Genomic DNA, 18,348 nt, shown 5'->3' with positions numbered 1-18,348 from the left:
AAGGTAACGGCAGACAGACAATCAGGATGGATCCATGACCCTATTGCAGTGGCACTCGGCCAGGCTGGCCCTTCGCGGTGACCGTACCCTCTTCATCCCCGAACTCACTCTTGCCCAGGGAGAGTGCTGGGCCTTCGTCGGCAGCAACGGCAGCGGCAAGACGGCGCTGGCCTCGGCCCTGTGCGGCGAGCTGAGCCTGCGCTCGGGGCAGGCCCTGGGCCAGCTGAATGCCGTGCGCCTCTCCTTCGAGTCGCAGCAGCAGCTGGGGGAGCAGGACTGGCAGCGGCGCAACACCGACATGCTGGGGGAAGAAGAGGAGGCGGGGTATCGGGTATCGACCCTGATGTTGGAGGTGGGGGAGGCGCCGCAGGCACGGGCGCTGCTGGCGCGCTTTGGCATAGCGGCGCTGTGGGATCGTCCCTACCGTCATCTCTCGAGCGGTGAGGGACGCAAGCTGCTGCTGGCCCGCGCCCTGCTGGCGAGGCCCGAGCTGCTGGTGCTGGACGAGCCGTTCGATGGCCTGGATCAGGGCTCGCGCCTCGAGCTGATGGCGCTGCTGGCTGATCTGGTGGCGCAGGGGCAGCGCCTGGTGATCATCGTCAATCGATTCGACGAGATCCCCCCCTTCGCCAGCCACCTCGGCCTGCTCGGGGAGCTGTGTCTGCTGCTGGCGGGGCAGCGCGATGCCGTGCTGGGGAGCCAGGAGGTGGCCCAGCTGGCGCGGGTCGAGGGGCAGAGTCCGCGGCTGCCGCCGCCGCTCACGGCGCCCGCGCCCTTGCCCGCCGGCCCCCGGGTGCAGATGCGCAACCTGCGGGTCGCCTATGGCGAGCAGCTTGTGATCGACGGGCTCGACTGGACCATTGGGGAGAGGGAGCACTGGCAGCTGGTTGGCCCGAACGGCGCCGGCAAGTCGACCCTGCTCGCCCTCATCACCGGCGATCATCCGCAAGGCTACAGCAACGATCTCGTGCTGTTCGGGGTACGCCGTGGCAGCGGCGAGAGCATCTGGGAGATCAAGCGTCACATCGGTCTGGTCAGCCCGGCGCTGCACCTCGACTACAGAGTCAATGGCTCTGTGCTGACGGTGATCCTGTCGGGGTTTTATGACTCCATCGGCCTCTACAGCCGCCCCGGCGATCGCCAGCTGGCGCTGGCTAACCAGTGGCTGAGCCTGCTCGGGCTCGGTGCGCAGGGGGCCTTGCCATTTCACTCCCTCTCCTTCGGCCAGCAGCGGCTGGTGCTGATCGCCAGGGCGCTGGTCAAGCATCCGCCGCTGCTGATCCTGGACGAGCCGCTGCAGGGGCTGGATCCCCTCAACCGCCACCTGGTGCGAGAGATGGTGGTGCGTCTCATAGGCGAGGGCACCCAGCTGCTGTTCGTCTCCCACCACCCCGAGGATGCGCCCCCCGGCCTCACCCACAGGCTGAGCTTCGTGCCCGATGGCGCCGGCGGTTATCGTTATCTGCAGGAGAAGCTGGGGGAGGCAGTATCATCGTGATGGACCCGGGCCTCGGTGCTCTTTATTGGGATGGCGTTGGCCACCCCTCGGGAAGGAGTGGGGGGTAGCCCAGGAGCAGCCACCAGAGTGCGTAAAAGAGCATGGCACCAATCCATATCCAACCCAGATAGAGACGGGTTGCCGCCATGCCGATCATGGTCACTGCAAGTGCGACTTGGAAAGCGACCAGACCAAACATAAAGGGCGCCATGTTATCCATCATGGCGCTTATCTCACCAGGGCCAGGATCTGGCGAAATGCCGGATGGCGGCAATCCCCCAGCAGCTCATAGAGGCACATCTCCACCGAGCTGAGCCGTGCCCCCAGTGCCGCCAATTGATCGACGGCCACCGTCTTGTTGGCGGCGGTGCGCGATGACACCGCATCCACCACCAATGACACCTGGGCGCCCCCGTCCAACAGCCCCTGCACCGTCTGATAGACACAGATATGGGCCTCGATGCCGCATACCAGCCAGTGGCGGACGCCGCTCTGCCGGATCGCCGCCGCCACCTGCGGCTCCCCCAGGGCGCCGAAGCTGAACTTGGGCAGCACCTGTGCCCCGGCTTGCAGCTGCTGCAGCTCGGGCACCGTGGCCCCGAGCTTGTCCGGATTTTGCTCCAGCCAGATCACCGGCAAGCCCAGCGCCTGGGCGCCTTGCACCAGCCGGGCGGTATTGGCGATGAGGGGATCGCTCTTCTCGACGAGGCGGGCCAGCTTGCCCTGAATATCGACGACCAGCAGGCCTGTGGTGGAGGTGATCAACATGGTGACTCCTTAGCAAGGGATCGCGTGCTAGGCGGCCCGCGAACGGCATGGGGAGCGGCGAGCAGGCTCGGCGCGATACCCCTTTTTATATAGAGAGAAACAAATTGTTACCAGAGCGCCAGTGACGCACCGGGCGGACGGCGCTAGAGTCGGGCCATGAAAAAGCACCTGACAGTGCTAAGACCAGTGTCGCCAAATTTGGCAACGAGTCCGGCCGAACGAGTGGGAAGATCTTGTTATTAAAGCAGTTCCAGCCCTTGTTCAAGAGTGCGCCGCGATTAACTTAACGATGGGAATCACCATGAAGAAAATCATTCTGCTTATGTCCGTCGCTGGTCTGATGGCCGGTTGTTCCAGCCCTGCCCAGCGCATGGCGGACTGCCAGGCGCAGGGGATCAGCAAGGATACCTGCTACCTGGCAGAGCAAAATCGCCAGACTGCCATCCTCGGCGCCGCCGAGAAGCAGGCGATGGAGAATGCCAGCAAGGCGGTCAAGTAAGGCGTTGTCGGTTTAAACCGTCGGTGTATTCCCAAAGCCCTGGTGTCGATGACGCCGGGGCTTTTTGCTATGGAGGGCATGGCGCCCGCGCCGTTTGGGCTGGGCAACTCGTCACCCAGACGGAAGGGCACCGAATGACCATCCTATGCCGGATGAGGCCGGGATGGCGAGATCCTGCTCATCATTATTGTGTGGCTTATCAAAGATTTTCGCGCGAGGAGCGGTGACGGGCCGCGCCTCGGCATCGGCACTGGTGCTCGCCATCTTTGCGCAAGCTCAGCCTATTTTGTCGCTTGGCGAAGGGCGGAGGCTCTGTTATGGTGAGATTAATTAGCCATTTGGATGGCTAGATGGTTGTGGTGGTTCTGCTCGCAGGGCAGAAGTCGCAACCTGGCCACCGTTTCGACGATCATTTTGACAAGGAGTCCCCATGCAGCGCCGTTCCCTCTTCAAGCTATCCGCCCTCGCTCTGCTCGCCAGCAGCCTGCCATTGTCAGCCTTTGCCATTGATGAGGCGAAGAAAGAGATAGTGATCGGCACCACAGTGGGGGATTTTGCCGACATGGTGACCGACTCCATCAAGCCGCAGCTTGAGGCCAAGGGCTACCAGGTGAAGCTGGTGGAGTTCACCGACTATGTGACCCCCAATATCGCCCTGGCCGATGGCTCGCTCGATGTGAACTGCTTCCAGCACAAGCCCTATCTGGAGAGCTTCGCCAAGGATAGAGGGCTGTCACTGGCCCCCATCACCCAGGTGCCGACCGGTCCCATGGGGCTCTACTCGGGCAAGCTGAGCGATCTGAAGGCGCTGAAAGAGGGGAGTACGGTGGCCATCCCCAATGATCCCACCAACCAGGCGCGGGCGCTGCTGATGCTGCAGGATCTGGGCTGGCTGACCCTGAAGGAGGGCATCAACCCGCTCAAGGCTAGCGAGTTCGACGTGGTGAAGAATCCGCACGACATCAAGCTGGTGCTGTTGGAGGCGGCGCAACTGCCGCGCTCACGGGAGGACGTGGACTTCTCGGTCATCAATGGCAACTTCGCCGCCTCCAGCGGCATCCCGTTCAGCGAGGGGCTCTTCCTCGAGCGCAGCTACGACTTCATCAACTGGGTGGTGGTGAAGAGCGCCGATGCCGACAAGCCGTTCGCCAAGGATGTGATCGCCGCCTACAACTCCCCCGAGTTCAAGGCCTATGCCGCCAAGCGCTTCGCTGGCTACAAGTACCCGCAGGGCTGGCTGGGGCAGAGCAAGGGCTGAGGGCAGCACCTGCGATGAAAAAACGGGCACCTTGGTGCCCGTTTTTTCATCTCGGAGATCAGTAGTGGTGCAGCCACCCGCAGACGGTGCGGAAAACAGCACGATCAGGCTGCTGAGCAGGGCATGCGCCGCGCCCTGGTGCAGTATCTGGAGAGGGAGCTGTAGTGGTGCAGCCACCCGCAGACGGTGCGGCAAACAGCGCGATCAGGCTGCCGAGCAGAGTGCTCGTCAACCCATGCAGGGTGAGGTCTGTGACAGGGCATGCGCCGCGTATCTTGCTGACAAGTCAGTAGCGGTGCAGCCACCAGCGGGCGGCGAACAGCGCGGTCAGGCTGCCGAGCAGGGCGCTCGCCAGCACATCCAGCGGCCAGTGCATGCCGATCAGGGTGCGTGACAGGGCGATGCCGATGGCCCAGAGCGGCAGCAGCCAGACGCCGCGGGGGGCGCGGGCCAGCCAGATCAGGCCGAAGAACTGGGCGAGGCTCATGGCGGCGATGCTGTGGCCGGAGGGGAAGGCGTAGTTTACCTCCGCCTGCCAGTGGTTGCCGAGCCACCGGGGCAGCGCCAGCAGCTGGCTGGCCGCATGCACCTGCTCGCTGCGCTCCGCCACGCCGGCGGCGTAGAACTGCGGGATGGCGGGGATCAGATTCTGGCTCTCCAGCCAGATCAGATAGGGACGCGGCTCCTGGGTCAGCTGCTTGATGAGGCTCTTGATGGCCCAGTCCCCCGCCAGCACCGCCAACAGGGCGCCACCGAGGGCCAGCAGGGCGGGTTGACTCAGCGTCAGCTTGTGTCGGGTCAGCAGCAACAGGGCGGCGATGGTGACGGCGAGGCCGGGCAAGTCCACCATGCGGGTGAGGGCGTAGGGCCCCCACAGCCAGCCCGATTGCAGGGCGTTCGTCAGGAAGGGTTGCCAGGGCAGGCAGGTCAGCAGCAGCAGCGGCAGGATCAGGGCGGCGCTGAAACCCAGCACCTGGCGGCGCGGCAAGGAAGAAACATGAGTCGACATAACAGGGCTGGTCACGGGGGCGGTTCGGTGGCGGTGATGGAAGAGGCGCCATTGTGCCAGCCCAGGGTCGCCGGTCAAGCCGCGGGGCCGGGGGGCAACAGCTTGTTACATATCCGCCTCTGGGCTCGATGGCATGGGGCACCATTGCCTGAGCGCGGAGGGCGGCCCGGGCAGCGGCGGCTGAAAACGCCCGTCGTCTGGGCTGGGGCGGGGCGTCGGTGGCAACTGCCGGCCCGAGAAGATGCCTCTGAAAACTTGCGCCATATGGGCTAGAATGGCGCGCCTGTGGCCGGTTGCGCGCATTCAGTTACCAAGAAGAGAGCCCGATGAAGATCGTCGTTGATGAAAACATGCCCCACGCCTGCGAGTTGTTTGCCGAGTTTGGCGAGGTGGTACCCCTGCCGGGGCGGCAGATAGCGGCGGCGGATCTGCAGGATGCCGAGGTGCTGCTGGTGCGCTCGGTGACCCGGGTCGATGCCAGACTGCTCGCCAGCTGTCCGCGGCTGGCCTTCGTGGGCACCGCCACCATAGGCACGGATCACATCGACAAGGCGCTCTTGGCCGAGCGGGGCATCCCCTTCTTCAGCGCCCCCGGTTGTAACAAATATTCGGTGGGGGACTATGTGCTCTCCGCCCTGCTGGTGCTGGCGGAGCGCCACGAGCTCAACCTGAGCGAGATGAGCCTCGCCGTCATCGGCGCCGGCAACACCGGCGAATGTGTGGCGGGTAAGGCCGAGGCGCTCGGCATGAGGGTGCTGCGCTGCGATCCGCCGCGGGCCCGCCGCGAGGCGAATGCCATCACGAGTGCAAACAAGGGTGCCGAGGGGGCCGCGGGCTTCGTCGATTACCAGACGGCGCTCTCGGCCGATATCGTCAGCTTCCACGTGCCCCTCACCCGCGAAGGCGTCGATGCCACCTTCCACCTGCTGGGGGAGCGCGAGATAGCGGCAATGCCAAAGGGGCAGTTCCTCATCAATGCCTCCCGTGGCGAGGTGTGGGACAACCAGGCGCTGCTCGCCCGTCAGTTGGGTGGCGAGCCATTGCGGCTGGTGATGGACGTGTGGGAAGGGGAGCCGGAACCCCTGCGCGCCCTGGTACCCCATACCGAGCTGGCGACCCCGCACATCGCCGGCTACAGCCTGGAGGGCAAGGCGCGTGGCACCTGGATGCTCTATCAGGCGCTCTGCCAGCAGCAGGGGCGCGCCCCGCGTCAGGATCTGCAAGCGCTCTTGCCAGCCCCCGAGGTACGCGAGCTGACGCCGGGCCAGGCCACGGATCAGGCGTTGATAAAGCAGCTGGTCCACCTTATCTATGACGTGCGCCGGGACGATGCCCGTTTTCGCAATCGCATCGATCTGCCAGGCAGTTTCGACGAGCAGCGCAAGCACTACCCGGAGCGGCGGGAGCTCTCATCCTTGCAGGTCAGTGGCCCCTTCGCCAGCGACCTGCTGGCCCGACTGGGCTTTGTCATCCGCCCGATCTGAATCGGGTTCAATATCAACGAGGGGGCGGACTCAGGTCCGCCCCCTGTGTGGTTTGGCACCGCCAAACCCGCTATCAGGCAGGTTCGCCTGCCAGCGGTGATGCCCTAGGGCGTCATCGGCATCCATAAAGGAGAGAACATCAGTGAGTCAGCAATTCAACGTAGCGGTATTGGGCGCGAGCGGCGCCGTGGGTCAGGCCATGATCGAGATCCTGGAGGAGCGTGCCTTCCCGGTCGCCACCCTCTATCCGCTGGCCTCCAGCCGCAGCGCCGGTGATACCGTGCGCTTTGGTGGCAAGAACCGCGAGATCCTGGACGTGGAAGATTTTGACTGGAGCCAGGTGCAGATCGCGCTCTTCTCCGCCGGGGCCGAGATCTCTGCCAAGTGGGCACCGATCGCCGCCGAGCATGGCTGCATCGTCATCGACAACACCTCCTGCTTCCGTTACGACGAAGACATCCCCCTGGTGATCCCGGAAGTGAACCCGGACGCGTTGGCGGATTTTCGCAACCGCAACATCATCGCCAACCCGAATTGCTCCACCATCCAGATGCTGGTGGCGCTCAAGCCCCTGCACGACGAGGTGGGCATCGCCCGCATCAACGTGGCGACCTATCAGTCCGTCTCGGGCTCCGGCAAGGAAGGGGTGAGCGAGCTGGCCGGCCAGACCGCACACCTGCTCAATGGCCGTCCGGTGGAGCCGACCCTCTACTCGCAGCAGATCGCCTTCAACCTGATCCCGCAGATCGACGCCTTCACCGACAACGGTTACACCCGTGAGGAGATGAAGATGGTGTGGGAAACCCAGAAGATCCTGGGGGATGCCAACATCGCCGTGAACCCGACCTGCGTGCGGGTGCCGGTGTTCTACGGTCACGCCGAGGCGGTGCATGTCGAGCTGCATCAGCCGCTGGACGCGGATCAGGTCAAGGAGCTACTGCGTAACGCCCCGGGCGTCACTCTGTTCGATGACGACGCCGACTACCCGACCCCGGTGCGCGACGCCACCGGCAAGGACGAGGTGCTGGTCGGCCGGGTGCGCCAGGATATTTCTCACCCGAGCGGTATCAATATGTGGATCGTGGCCGATAACGTTCGTAAGGGCGCGGCGACCAACAGCGTGCAGATCGCCGAACTGCTGGTGCGTGACTACCTCTGAGGCTGATACCGGCCCTGGCGGGGAGGGAACCCCGCCCCTTGGCCGGTGCTGGTGGCGGTGCCCGGATGTGACCGGCACCGCACTCTCCGGTTTTAAAAATTTTGCGTGATATCAGTCGATTAAGTTTTTTCCTACACTCTTGCCAGCATTCTGGCAGGAGTGGGGTGCTAAATGTGTCGGATTGCTGGCTTGAGACGCTAGCCTGATTTATATTGAGCCGATTGTTTTGGGGTAACTATCCAGATTTTTCAATGTGATAGGGCCGTCATACGAAGGAACGAATATGGGACATTCCCGCATAACGCTGGCAACGCTACTCGCATTGGGTCTTCTGGGCACGGTTCAGGCCGATGAGTCGGGGAAAGAACCTTTCTTTGTCGAGCTGAAGGGGCCGGATGACGCCGCGCCGCCGCTGGTTCAACCTCAGCCACAGGCCCAGCCGGTGGCACAACCCAGCCTGCCCAAGGCGCAGCCCATAGTGCGTCAGACCGCCAGCACCCAGGCGGGCAGCTATGGCCCGGTCCGTCCCACCGATACCTTGTGGAGCCTGGCGAGCAAGCATCGCCCCTCCAGTCGGGTGAGCGTCTACCAGACCATGGTGGCGATCTACGACAAGAATCCCCGCAGTTTTGCCGATGGCAACATCAACCACATCCTGGTGGGCTCCCGCATTCTGCTGCCGACGGCCGCCGAGGCGAGCCGCATCACCGATGCGCAGGCGCGTCAGCGTTTCAACAGCGACAACGCCAGCTGGAAGGGGCTGAGCCCCAAATACCTGGCCAGCAAGCAGGCCCAGCCCGTCAGCCCGGCGGAGACCAAGGCCGCCGCCGTGCCGGCCAAGGCCGCCGCCGTGCCGGCCAAGGCCCCGGTTGCCAAGGCGGCGCCCATCCCGGCGGCAGCGCCCAAGGTGAGCCCGCCGCAAGCCGCCACCGAGGTGGCCGTCGCCAAGGCGGCAACGGCCAGCGCCGCCTTGGCGAGCGCCCCGGCACCCTTGCCGGCGGATCTGGGTACCCCGGTCGGCAAGCCCTCCACCGAGATGGCGCTGGCGCTGGAAGACGCCAATGCCCAGCTCGGTCAGGTCACCGAGATGAACCACAGGCTCAAGCTGCGCCTGCAGGCCCTGACCGAAGAGGTGGAGACCCTCAAGGCCCAGCTGCAGGATCAGACCGCGCTGCAAAAAGAGGTGGCCGAGCTCAAGGCCCAGCCGGTGCCGCCGGTGGTGGCCCCTGCGCCCAAGCAGAACTGGCTGATGGAGCTGCTCGCCTCACCGCTCAACCTCGCCATGATCATACTGCTGCCCGTGCTGCTGGTGCTGGCGCTGGTGACGCTTTGGCTGCGGGCTCGTGCCCGTCGTGAGCTGGAAGAGCAGGAGAAGAGCCTCTCCGAATCGACCTCCATGGTGATGGGTGAAGAGAGCAGCGAGTTCGATCAGCTGATGACGGTCGGCATCGCCGACGACGAACCCATGCACCCCATGCCAGATCTCAATGGGCCGGACGGTTATGTGGCGGTGGCCGAGCCCAAAGACTCGACGGATGTCATCTTCAGCGATGACGGCGATCTGGCCCTGTCGGCGTTCGACGAAGAACCCGCCGCAGTGCATCCCGGCCGGGATCCGGATCTGGTGCCCGAGCTCGATCTGGCCCACGAGGACGCCTTCGAGCTGCCCTCCGAGCCGGATCTCGATCTGGCAGGGGAGTTCAATCCCTCCACCCGCACCCGCGACGAGATCATGAGTGAGGAGGAGCTGCAGGCGGCGCTGTTTGCCGAGCTGGATGCCGATCTGGCGCGGGATCACGATCAGCAGGCGACTCGCTCCCGCCGCGACGAGGAGCTCGCCGACTTCGACCTGAGCGATTTCGAATCCGGCTTCGACGAGCCGGCGGCCGATCAGGCGGCGCGCAGCGATGCCAGCGGTTATGGCAAGGACGACATTGACGACATGCTGGCGGAGCTGGGACTCGAGCCCACCCAGGCCAAGGCGGCAACCGCGGCGCCGGCCTGGGATCCCAACGAGCTGGCGCTTGCCGATTTCGAGGATGCCTTCACCGAGGTGGACTCCCATCCGAGCGATCTGAAGCCACGGGCGCAGGCGCAGGCGAACGACTATGTCGAGATCGACAAGTTGCTGGCCGAGGCCAATGCCAGCAGTGCCGAGCAGGAACCCTATCAGGGCTTCTCCCTGGACGTGGGGCTGGATGGCTTCCCCGAGGTGTTGCCCCAGTCCACCGGTTTCGATGTGGATGCCGACGATGGCGGGGTGGGGGCCAAGCTGGATCTGGCCCGCGCCTACCTCGAGATCGACGACAAGGAGAGCGCTCGCGAGCTGCTGAGCGAGGCGGCGGCGCAGGGCAGCGAACACCAGCGTGCCGAGGCCGAGAAGCTGCTCAGACGGTTGGGGTAACGCCAAGCCGATCCCGATGATGACAAGGGCAGCCCGCGGGCTGCCCTTGCTGTTGATGGCTCTCGCCATGCCGGCCGCGCTGTGGTTTGGGACTTTTGGCTCTGAGCGCGTATAATCCGCCCCGTTTCTTTCATCGTTTCCTTATAAGACAAAAGTTATCCATGCGAATTGCCCTAGGTATTGAATATGACGGCAGCCGGTATTTCGGTTGGCAGCGTCAGCGCGAAGTGATCAGCGTGCAGGCCGAGCTGGAAAAGGCCATCAGCCGCATCGCCAACCATCCGGTGGCCATCCAGTGCGCCGGTCGCACCGATGCCGGGGTGCATGCCACCGGCCAGGTGATCCACTTCGATACCCACGCGGTGCGCGCGGAGTCCGCCTGGACCCTGGGCCTCAACTCCAACCTGCCGCCTGACATCGCCGTGCGCTGGGTCAAGGAGGTGGGGGAGGAGTTCCACGCCCGCTTCAGCGCCACCGCCCGTCGCTACCGTTATGTCATCTACAACCACAACTATCGCCCCGCCATCCTCGGCAGCGGTGTCAGCCACTACCACGAGACCATAGACGCGGCGCTGATGCACCAGGCGGGTCAGAGCCTGCTGGGGGAGCACGATTTCAGCACCTTCAGGGCCATCGCCTGCCAGTCCAACACCCCCTGGCGCAACGTGACCCACCTCTGTGTCAGCCGGGAGGGGCCCTATATAGTGCTGGATATCCGCGCCAACGCCTTCTTGCACCACATGGTGCGCAACATCACCGGCTCCCTGCTGCTGGTGGGGCAGGGGCTCAAACCGGTGGAATGGATCGCCGAGGTGCTGGCCGCCAGGGATCGCAATCTGGCCGGCCCGACCGCCAAGGCGGGGGGCCTCTATCTGGTGGACGTGGATTACCCGGCGGAGTTTGCCCTGCCGCAGTTGCCGCTCGGCCCGCTCTGGCTGCCTGACTCGGCACCGGGTACGACCAGTTTTTAGTAACTGGGCCCGAAAATTTGTGGTTTAATGACCCGTTATTTATTGCCATCGAGCCGTTAAGTCATTGAACAATCTAGGCCCGATGCGTTTTGTCAGGCACAAAAGCATTAAGGAATTCCATGAGCTGGCTTGAGAAGATCCTTCCCAAGAGCAAGATCACTACACCGCGTCGTCACAACATCCCGGAAGGGGTCTGGACCAAGTGCAGTGCTTGCGAACAGGTGCTCTACCGGGCAGAACTGGAGCGCAACCTCGAAGTGTGCCCCAAGTGTGATCATCATATGCGGATCAGCGCCCGCGCCCGCCTCGAGAGCTTCCTCGACGAGCCGGGCCGCACCGAGATCGGTGCCGAGCTGGAACCGCAAGATATCTTGAAATTCAAGGATTCCAAGCGCTACAAGGATCGTTTGTCTGCCGCTCAGAAAGAGACGGGAGAGAAAGATGCGCTGGTGGTGTTGAAGGGGACCCTCAAGGGGGTGCCGGTCGTCGCCTGTTCATTCGAGTTCTCCTTCATCGGGGGCTCCATGTCCTCCGTGGTCGGTGCCCGCTTCGTGCGCGCCGTCGAGGAGTGCATGAAGGAAGGCCGCGGCCTGGTCTGCTTCTCCACCTCCGGTGGGGCGCGGATGCAGGAGGCGCTGTTCTCCCTGATGCAGATGGCCAAGACCAGTGCGGCGCTGGATCGCCTCACCAAGGCGGGTCTGCCCTTCATCTCGGTGCTGACCGACCCCACCATGGGTGGCGTCTCCGCCAGCCTGGCCATGCTGGGTGACATCAACGTGGGCGAGCCCAAGGCGCTGATCGGCTTCGCCGGCCCGCGCGTCATCGAGCAGACGGTGCGCGAGAAGTTGCCGGAAGGCTTCCAGCGCTCCGAGTTCCTGCTGGAGAAGGGCGCCATCGATCTCATCATCGACAGGCGCGAGATGCGCAATCGCCTGGCCAGCCTGCTGGCCAAGCTGATGAACCAGCAAGTCATCGAAGACTGAACATGAGTTCGCACATGCAACAATCCCAAAGCCGGTCGCTGGTCGACTGGCTTTCTTATTTGGAGCAGATCCACCCGGTCAACATCGACATGGGGCTGGACAGGGTCGGGGCCGTCGCCCGTCGCATGGGTCTCACCCGGTTGCCGTTCAAGGTGATCACGGTGGCGGGCACCAACGGCAAGGGTTCCTCCTGCGTCATGGCCGCCAGCATACTGATGGCCGCCGGCTACCGGGTCGGGGTCTACTCCTCGCCCCATCTGCTGCGTTTCACCGAGCGGGTGCGCATCGACGGCGCCGAGCTGGCCGATAGCGAGCACTGCGCCGCCTTCGCCGCGGTGGAAGCCGCCCGCGCCGAGATAGCGCTCACCTTCTTCGAGTTTGCGACCCTGGCGGGTCTGTGGCTGTTCTGCCGCGCCGCGCCCGATGTGCTGCTGCTGGAAGTGGGGCTGGGGGGACGGCTCGACGCCACCAATGTGGTGGAATCCGATGTCGCCATGATCACCTCCATCGCGCTGGATCACTGCGACTGGCTCGGGGATACCCGTGAGGCGGTGGCGGTGGAGAAGGCCGGTGTTTATCGGGCCGGCAAGCCTGCCATCAGCGGCGAGCCCAACCCGCCGGCGACCATCGCCAGCGAGGCACAGCGTCTCGGCGCCTGCCTGCGTCAGGTCGGCCGCGACTTCCACGGCGATGAGCACGACACCAGCTGGGATTATCACGGCCTGCACCACTGGCTCGATCTGCCCAAGCCCGCGCTGCCGCTGATGAACGCGGTGACAGTGCTGGCGGCGCTGGAGTCCCTCGGGCTGCCATTGCCGGAGGCGGCCATCCGGCAGGGGCTGGCAGAGGCTCGTCTGGCGGGCCGGATGCAGCGACTGCAGACCAGCCCGCTGGTGATCGTCGATGTGGCCCACAATCCCCACTCGGCGGCCTACCTCGCCAGCCAGCTGCGGCAGATCCCCTGTCAGGGGCGGCGCCGCGCCGTGGTCGGCATGCTCAAGGACAAGGACATGACGGGGTCGCTGGCCGAGCTCAAGGGCCTCGTCGACGAGTGGTTCCTGGCCAGCCTCGACGGCCCCCGCGCCGCCTCGGCGGCCCAGCTGGCGACGGCGCTCGGGGAGCAGGGCCCGGCGGCGACCTTCGAATCGGTCAGCACGGCCTATAACGCCGCACTGGCTGCCTCGGAGCCGGAGGACATGGTCATCGTGTTCGGCTCGTTTTACACTGTCGCAGCCGTGCTGGCAGAGCCGACGGCTCAGGCCTAGGCCGGCAGGAATCGGTCAGACCAGGGTTGCACCGCTGGGGCTTGCCAGCCCGACTCCTGGTCTGGCCGTATCGAGTCCTGCTGATATGGTCATTGTGTGTTGTTCGCTTTACACTGTCGCCGACATTCCGGCGGGTACGACGGCCTGATCGGCGCCGATGCCGCCCCGACCGCGGGCGATGTCCCTGCTCGGCGCCATCGACCCGGCAATAATGGCTAAGCAATATGGGTAGGAGTTAACTTGGCTTCGAAGTTTCAAAACAGATTAGTGGGGACCGTCATCCTGGTCGCCCTGGTTGTCATTTTTCTGCCGGATCTGATGGACGGCCACAAGCTGGAGCAGAAGGACGAGGCGTTTGCCAAGATCCCGCTGCGCCCGGAACTGGAGCCGGCCAAGCCGGCGCTGCAGGTCTCGGCGGCCACTACCCTGCCGGCCGAGCACGTGGCCAGCCAGCAGCAGGCCGCCGCGGCCGAGCAGTGGCAGGTGGAGGAGATCGGGGGGGCTGTGACCCTGGCCGCCAATCAGCCGTCAGCCGCCCAGGCGCAGCAGCCGGTGACTCAGCCCAAGCCGCAGCCCAAACCCGAGGTGATCGCCAAGAAACCGGTCGAGCCGCCCAAGCCCAAGCCGGTACCGCCCAAGCCGGTCGAGGTGAAGAAGCCGGTGGAGACCAAGCAGCAGGCTGGCCAGATCAAGTCGATGGATGATCTCATCGCGAGCAAGATGGTGCAGCAGCCCACGACCCCGGCGCCCGCCGCGGCCGCGCCTGCCCAGGGCAGCTGGATCCTGCAACTCGGCGCCTTCAAGAACGTGGACAGCGTCAATGCGCTGGTGAGCAAGCTGCGGGCGGCGGGCTATTCGGCCCACACCTCGCCGAGAACGCCGGTACAGGGGCAGCTCAACCGGGTCTTCATCGGGCCGGATGTCTCCAAGGCCAAGCTGCAGGGCATGCAGAGCAAGATAGGTCAGATGACCGGGCTCAGCGGCTCTGTGGTGGCGTACAACCCCTGATGCGGGTTTGACGCACGCCGAACAAAAAAATACCGCGCCTCGGCGCGGTATTTTTTTAGAACCTGTTTATGGTCTCACAGCGAGAGACCGGGCCGGTTTTTAGATACATTTCACCGGCTTGGGCAGACCGGCTATCTTGGTGGCCTGCTTGGCGGGTCCCTCCGGGAACAGCTTGTAGAGGTAGCGGCTGTTGCCCTTCTCGGGGCCGTATTGCTTCTCCATCGCCTTGACCAGGGCGCGGATGGCGGGGGAGGTGTTGAACTCCAGATAAAACGCCCGCACGAAGCGCACCACTTCCCAGTGCGGCTCCTCCAGCACTATGCCTTCCTGCTCGGCCAGCACCAGTGCCAGCGCCTCGCTCCAGTCCTCGATATGACGCAGATAGCCCTTGGCATCGGTCTCTATGATGTGGCCATTGAATTCCAGCACGTGCGTTTCGGGCTGCTGCTCAGACATAAGGGGCTCCTCGGGGGCTATCAGGATTGGGCGGGCATGGTAGCGTCTTGATCCCAACTGAGCAACCGGCGGCGGTCATTCAGCCGCCGGCGCTGTAGGTCATTGTCCTTGCTGGGTGAGCAGCTGGCCATCGTTGGCCAGCATCAGCAGTTCATCCGCCAGCTGGCTGATGAGATTGAGCTGCTGGGTCAGCATCAGCTGCTCCTCGCTGCTGTCCGGGGCGATGAGCGGACACTGTCCCTCGAGCTGGGCCGGCATCTCCCCGGCCAGATGACCAGCGGCCCGCTCCAGGGTATGGCTGATGTGGCGGCTGATCTCGTCGAGCTCGGGGATGGGCTCTAGCTTGTCGCGATGCGCCCCCAGCGCCGAGATGTAGGAGAGCAGGGCGTGGTTGCGCCAGGTGAGGGTGAAACAGAGTTCGAGGAAGCGGCGACGCTTGCTCGGCTCCACCAGCATGCTCTGCCAGGCCATGGCCAGCTCGCTGTCGGCGAGGTGGGCGCACTTGCGGGCCACCCGGTAGTCGAGGGACTCATCCCGCTGGCGGTGCAGGCTGGCGAGCACCGCCGAGAGATAGCGGGCGTTGGCCGAGAGGGAGTTGGCGATCAGCGTCGGCAGCCGCTTGTATTGCCAGTCCGGCCACAGCCAGGCCACCAGCGCGTAGGAGAGCAGGCAGCCGAGGAAGGTGTCGAGCAGTCGCGGGCCCAGGATGGCGAAGCCGATGCCATCGAGCAGGTTGAACGCCATCAGCACATAGAGGGTGATGAAGCAGACCGCGGCGCTGTAGTTGCTGCGCACCTGGGTGAAGAACAGGAAGGCGGCCAGCCCCATGATCCCCAGTTGCAGGTGCAGTTGGGGGAAGAGCCAGAGCACGGGCACGCCGATCAGCAGGCCGGCGAAGGTGCCGAGCATGCGTTGCACCAGCCGGCGACGAGTGGCGCTGTAGCTGGGCTGGCAGACGAACAGCACGGTCAGCAGGATCCAGTAACCCTTGTCCAGGCTGAATGCCTGCAGTATGCCGTAGCCTACCACCAGCCCGAGGGAGAGGCGCAGGGCGTGGCGAAACACCATGGAGTTCGGGGTGAGGTGCTGCTTGAGCAGGGTCAGCAGCGGCAGCGGCGTCGGCCTTGCCAGGGTGGGCAGGTTGGCTGAGGGCAGCGCCGGGTTCTGCAGCTCCTCGGCGCTGGCCAGCAGCTGGTTGATACTGGCCAGGTTGCGGCGCAGGAACTTCATCGGCGTCAGCAGGGTCTTGGGATAGTGCTGCTTGAGGTGGGTGAACTCCAGCTGATCGCCGAGCGCCTCCAGGGTCCAGTGGATGCGCTTGTGGTGGGCATAGGGCTTGTGCACCAGGATGGCGTAGCCGAGCCGCTGGCAGGCCTCGGAGAGCTGCAGGAACACCTCCTGGAAGCCGTCAAGTACGATGCCTTGCTTGAGCTCGGCCTCCAGCTTGCTGTAGGGGTAGTGGCTGGAGGTGGCGCGCTCCTGGATCTCCAGCGCCAGTAGATAGAGCCGCAGCAGGCTCGCGAGCTCGGGCGCCGCCTGATGGCGGGTGCTGAGGCGGGCGTTGAGCGCCGTCTTGGTCAGGTTGAGGGCATTGACCAGGTTGATGTTGAGCTGGGCAAGGTTGTGGCGAATGGCTTGGGCGCCGTGCTCGTCGGCCGGGAAGAAACGGGATTTTTCCAGCAGGTAGCGGCCGAGGGCGAAGTAGCTCTGGGCGAGCTGCTCGTGCAGCGTCTTGTAGGGCAGCAGCCAGAGCCAGATGAGGGAGACCAGCCCGTACCAGAGCGCGCCGGCGCCGAGCGCCAGCGGTTGGTAGAAGAGATCCGGCGCCTTGGCGGCCCCCAGCATGGTGTAGATGGCGATGAGCAGGGAGCCGAAGCTGATGGTGGCGTAACGCTGGCCCAGCGCCCCCACCATCACGAAGATGAAGGTCGAGCCCGCGAGCCCAAGGGCGAACAGCCAGGGGGTAGGGAAGAGGTACTGCACGCAGAGGGAGGCAAACAGGAAGCAGACCAGCGTCATGGCGAGGTTCTTGACCCGGCCCCACAGGCTGTCATCGGTCTCGGCGATGGCACCCGCCACCACTCCGAGGGAGAGCAGCACGGTCAGCGAGATGTCGCCACTGATCAGCGCGAAGGCGAGCAGACCCACTATGGCCAGCAGCACCTTGAGGGCGAAGTAGATATGGCTGTCGGTCAGCAGACGGCGCAACAAACTGGAGAAGTCCATGGGCATGCTAGGCACCACCCTTGAGCGAAGTGAAATCGATGTGGCTGTCGGTCAGCAGACGGCGCAACAAAATGGAGAAGTCCATGGGCATGCCAGGCTCACCCTTGAGCGAAGTGGAAACGATGTGGCTGTCGGCTAGCAAACGGCGCAGCAGGCCGGAGAAATCCATGGGCATGGGATAGACGCAACCCTTGAGCGAAACGAAAGCGAAAGCATAACCCGTCGGCAACGAAGTGGCCCTGATTTGGATCAGGGCCACTTAGCTTCATATCCTTGATTTACAACTTATCCTGACAAAAAAAGGTGCCAATAAAAACCCCGCCGAAGCGGGGTTTTTCATCAGTTGCGGTTGCCGCCAAGCAGGCTGAGCAGGCTCAGGAAGATGTTGTAGATGGACACATAGAGCGTCACTGTGGCGGAGATGTAGTTGGTCTCGCCGCCGCGGATGATCTGCTGGGTGGTCAGCAGGATGGCGCCGGAGGAGAACAGCATGAACATGGCGGACAGGGCCAGGCTCAGGGCGCTCATCTGCAGGAAGATGTTGGCGACCATGGCCACCAGCAGCACCCAGAAACCGACGAACAGCATGCCGCCGATGAAGGAGAGGTCACGCTTGGTGGTCAGGGCATAGGCCGACAGCCCGAAGAAGGTCAGCGCGGTGCCGCCGAGTGCGGTCATCACTATCTCGCCACCACCATTATTCATATACATGTTGATGATGGGGCCCAGGCTATAGCCGAGCAGGCCGGTCAGGGCGAAGGTGAACACCAGCCCCATGCCGTTTTCGCGGTTCTTCTGGGTCAGGAACATCAGACCATAGACACCTATCAGGAACACGGCCCAGTGCAGGGGCGGCATGTTCATCACGGTGGCAACCCCGGCCACCACGGCAGAGAAGCCAAGAGTGAGGGAGAGCAGCATATAGGTGTTGCGCAGCACCTTGTTGGTGTCACGCGCGGCACTCTGGGTGCCAGTGTAGATAGAACGGGTATCCATCTTGGTGTCCTCTTGATTTCCGGGTTGAGGCGGCAGATTCCGCTTCGTTAACGCATTGTATGCACTGAATGTGTGGATGACGAGCGCTGATTTCAAGCGGCCCCCCAGCCTGTTGCGCCCTACTATCCCAGAGTAAATATGTATTGCATATGAACGAGGGCCTGACGTAGTATGCACGCCGTTCGGAGGGGTGGCAGAGCGGCTGAATGCACCGGTCTTGAAAACCGGCGATGGGCGACCATCCGTGGGTTCAAATCCCACCTCCTCCGCCATCTTCAGAGAAAGCCCAAGCGATTCATCGCTTGGGCTTTTTTGTGTATATGCATGCTTGGCATGCCACTGATGTATGCCAGTTGGTGTTGGC

At 64.0% G+C, this 18,348-nt stretch carries 16 protein-coding genes and 1 tRNA gene; 11 read left to right on the top strand and 6 right to left on the bottom strand.

The features are described 5' to 3' along the window. Positions 1–34 precede the first annotated feature (34 nt). Positions 35–1,498, top strand: coding sequence for a molybdate ABC transporter ATP-binding protein ModF (gene modF / locus AACW18_RS13840; RefSeq protein WP_218388990.1), 1,464 nt, complete (start codon positions 35–37; stop codon positions 1,496–1,498). A gap of 228 nt (positions 1,499–1,726) precedes the next feature. On the opposite strand, the gene AACW18_RS13835 is transcribed toward modF, so the two are convergent. Continuing rightward, positions 1,727–2,266 carry an isochorismatase family protein gene (locus AACW18_RS13835; RefSeq protein WP_218388989.1) on the bottom strand — a complete coding sequence of 180 codons (540 nt, stop codon included), beginning with the start codon at positions 2,264–2,266 and terminating at the stop codon, positions 1,727–1,729. Between the two features lie 301 nt (positions 2,267–2,567). Here AACW18_RS13835 and AACW18_RS13830 point away from each other — a divergent pair, with 301 nt between their 5' ends. After that, on the top strand, positions 2,568–2,765 hold the full coding sequence (locus AACW18_RS13830) for a hypothetical protein (protein WP_042652500.1): 198 nt from the start codon (positions 2,568–2,570) through the stop codon (positions 2,763–2,765). 430 nt (positions 2,766–3,195) lie between these two features. Next, positions 3,196–4,023: a MetQ/NlpA family ABC transporter substrate-binding protein gene (locus AACW18_RS13825; RefSeq protein WP_218290841.1), complete on the top strand. Its 828-nt coding sequence runs from the start codon at positions 3,196–3,198 to the stop codon at positions 4,021–4,023. 286 nt (positions 4,024–4,309) lie between these two features. Here the strand turns inward: AACW18_RS13825 and AACW18_RS13820 are convergent, their stop codons facing one another. Beyond that, positions 4,310–5,032 (bottom strand): phosphatase PAP2 family protein, encoded by a 723-nt coding sequence (locus tag AACW18_RS13820; protein ID WP_218290842.1) that lies wholly within the window; start codon positions 5,030–5,032, stop codon positions 4,310–4,312. A gap of 326 nt (positions 5,033–5,358) precedes the next feature. Here AACW18_RS13820 and AACW18_RS13815 point away from each other — a divergent pair, with 326 nt between their 5' ends. The 7 genes from AACW18_RS13815 (at position 5,359) to dedD (ending at position 14,306) form a co-directional block, all read left to right on the top strand. Continuing rightward, a complete protein-coding gene (locus AACW18_RS13815) occupies positions 5,359–6,516 on the top strand; it encodes a 4-phosphoerythronate dehydrogenase (RefSeq protein WP_218388988.1) in 1,158 nt (385 codons plus the stop codon). Between the two features lie 142 nt (positions 6,517–6,658). Continuing rightward, positions 6,659–7,675, top strand: coding sequence for an aspartate-semialdehyde dehydrogenase (locus AACW18_RS13810; RefSeq protein ID WP_218388987.1), 1,017 nt, complete (start codon positions 6,659–6,661; stop codon positions 7,673–7,675). 283 nt (positions 7,676–7,958) lie between these two features. Beyond that, on the top strand, positions 7,959–10,079 hold the full coding sequence (locus AACW18_RS13805; protein ID WP_218388986.1) for a FimV/HubP family polar landmark protein: 2,121 nt from the start codon (positions 7,959–7,961) through the stop codon (positions 10,077–10,079). 161 nt (positions 10,080–10,240) lie between these two features. Next, positions 10,241–11,050: a tRNA pseudouridine(38-40) synthase TruA gene (truA, locus tag AACW18_RS13800; protein ID WP_042652493.1), complete on the top strand. Its 810-nt coding sequence runs from the start codon at positions 10,241–10,243 to the stop codon at positions 11,048–11,050. Between the two features lie 119 nt (positions 11,051–11,169). Next, positions 11,170–12,033, top strand: a complete 864-nt coding sequence (accD, locus tag AACW18_RS13795) for an acetyl-CoA carboxylase, carboxyltransferase subunit beta (protein ID WP_042652492.1) — start codon at positions 11,170–11,172, stop codon at positions 12,031–12,033. Positions 12,034–12,035: 2 nt separating this feature from the next. Further along, positions 12,036–13,298 carry a bifunctional tetrahydrofolate synthase/dihydrofolate synthase gene (folC, locus tag AACW18_RS13790; protein WP_218388985.1) on the top strand — a complete coding sequence of 421 codons (1,263 nt, stop codon included), beginning with the start codon at positions 12,036–12,038 and terminating at the stop codon, positions 13,296–13,298. Between the two features lie 240 nt (positions 13,299–13,538). Further along, the gene (gene dedD, locus AACW18_RS13785; protein ID WP_218388984.1) at positions 13,539–14,306 is read left to right on the top strand and encodes a cell division protein DedD; all 768 of its coding nucleotides are present in this window, start codon (positions 13,539–13,541) and stop codon (positions 14,304–14,306) included. A gap of 99 nt (positions 14,307–14,405) precedes the next feature. Here dedD and AACW18_RS13780 read toward each other — a convergent pair whose 3' ends face one another. The 4 genes from AACW18_RS13780 to AACW18_RS13765 all read right to left on the bottom strand — a co-directional run bounded on the left by AACW18_RS13780 (position 14,406) and on the right by AACW18_RS13765 (position 17,984). After that, on the bottom strand, positions 14,406–14,762 hold the full coding sequence (locus tag AACW18_RS13780) for a TusE/DsrC/DsvC family sulfur relay protein (protein ID WP_218290847.1): 357 nt from the start codon (positions 14,760–14,762) through the stop codon (positions 14,406–14,408). Between the two features lie 99 nt (positions 14,763–14,861). Next, entirely contained in the window at positions 14,862–16,994 is a 2,133-nt protein-coding gene (yccS, locus tag AACW18_RS13775; RefSeq protein ID WP_218388983.1) for a YccS family putative transporter, read from the bottom strand. A gap of 1 nt (position 16,995) precedes the next feature. After that, entirely contained in the window at positions 16,996–17,247 is a 252-nt protein-coding gene (locus AACW18_RS13770) for a hypothetical protein (protein ID WP_218388982.1), read from the bottom strand. 80 nt (positions 17,248–17,327) lie between these two features. Further along, the gene (locus AACW18_RS13765; RefSeq protein ID WP_042652487.1) at positions 17,328–17,984 is read right to left on the bottom strand and encodes a Bax inhibitor-1/YccA family protein; all 657 of its coding nucleotides are present in this window, start codon (positions 17,982–17,984) and stop codon (positions 17,328–17,330) included. A 184-nt stretch (positions 17,985–18,168) separates the two neighbouring features. Between AACW18_RS13765 and AACW18_RS13760 the strand changes: the two genes are divergently transcribed. After that, positions 18,169–18,256, top strand: a tRNA-Ser gene (locus AACW18_RS13760). Positions 18,257–18,348: the final 92 nt, after the last annotated feature.

The organism is Aeromonas sp. sia0103, from assembly GCF_963895295.1.
In the GTDB taxonomy this organism is placed as follows: Bacteria; Pseudomonadota; Gammaproteobacteria; order Enterobacterales; family Aeromonadaceae; genus Aeromonas; species Aeromonas encheleia.
Note: the sequence above shows the minus strand (reverse complement) of the source record. Positions and strands in the feature narration are given on the sequence as shown.

Coding starts and splice junctions, on each gene's coding strand:
- modF (WP_218388990.1), top strand. CDS start 35: ATGACCCTATTGCAGTGGCACTCGGCCAGGCTGGCCCTTCGCGGTGAC.
- AACW18_RS13835 (WP_218388989.1), bottom strand. CDS start 2,266: ATGTTGATCACCTCCACCACAGGCCTGCTGGTCGTCGATATTCAGGGC.
- AACW18_RS13830 (WP_042652500.1), top strand. CDS start 2,568: ATGAAGAAAATCATTCTGCTTATGTCCGTCGCTGGTCTGATGGCCGGT.
- AACW18_RS13825 (WP_218290841.1), top strand. CDS start 3,196: ATGCAGCGCCGTTCCCTCTTCAAGCTATCCGCCCTCGCTCTGCTCGCC.
- AACW18_RS13820 (WP_218290842.1), bottom strand. CDS start 5,032: ATGTCGACTCATGTTTCTTCCTTGCCGCGCCGCCAGGTGCTGGGTTTC.
- AACW18_RS13815 (WP_218388988.1), top strand. CDS start 5,359: ATGAAGATCGTCGTTGATGAAAACATGCCCCACGCCTGCGAGTTGTTT.
- AACW18_RS13805 (WP_218388986.1), top strand. CDS start 7,959: ATGGGACATTCCCGCATAACGCTGGCAACGCTACTCGCATTGGGTCTT.
- truA (WP_042652493.1), top strand. CDS start 10,241: ATGCGAATTGCCCTAGGTATTGAATATGACGGCAGCCGGTATTTCGGT.
- accD (WP_042652492.1), top strand. CDS start 11,170: ATGAGCTGGCTTGAGAAGATCCTTCCCAAGAGCAAGATCACTACACCG.
- folC (WP_218388985.1), top strand. CDS start 12,036: ATGAGTTCGCACATGCAACAATCCCAAAGCCGGTCGCTGGTCGACTGG.
- AACW18_RS13780 (WP_218290847.1), bottom strand. CDS start 14,762: ATGTCTGAGCAGCAGCCCGAAACGCACGTGCTGGAATTCAATGGCCAC.
- yccS (WP_218388983.1), bottom strand. CDS start 16,994: ATGCCCATGGACTTCTCCAGTTTGTTGCGCCGTCTGCTGACCGACAGC.
- AACW18_RS13765 (WP_042652487.1), bottom strand. CDS start 17,984: ATGGATACCCGTTCTATCTACACTGGCACCCAGAGTGCCGCGCGTGAC.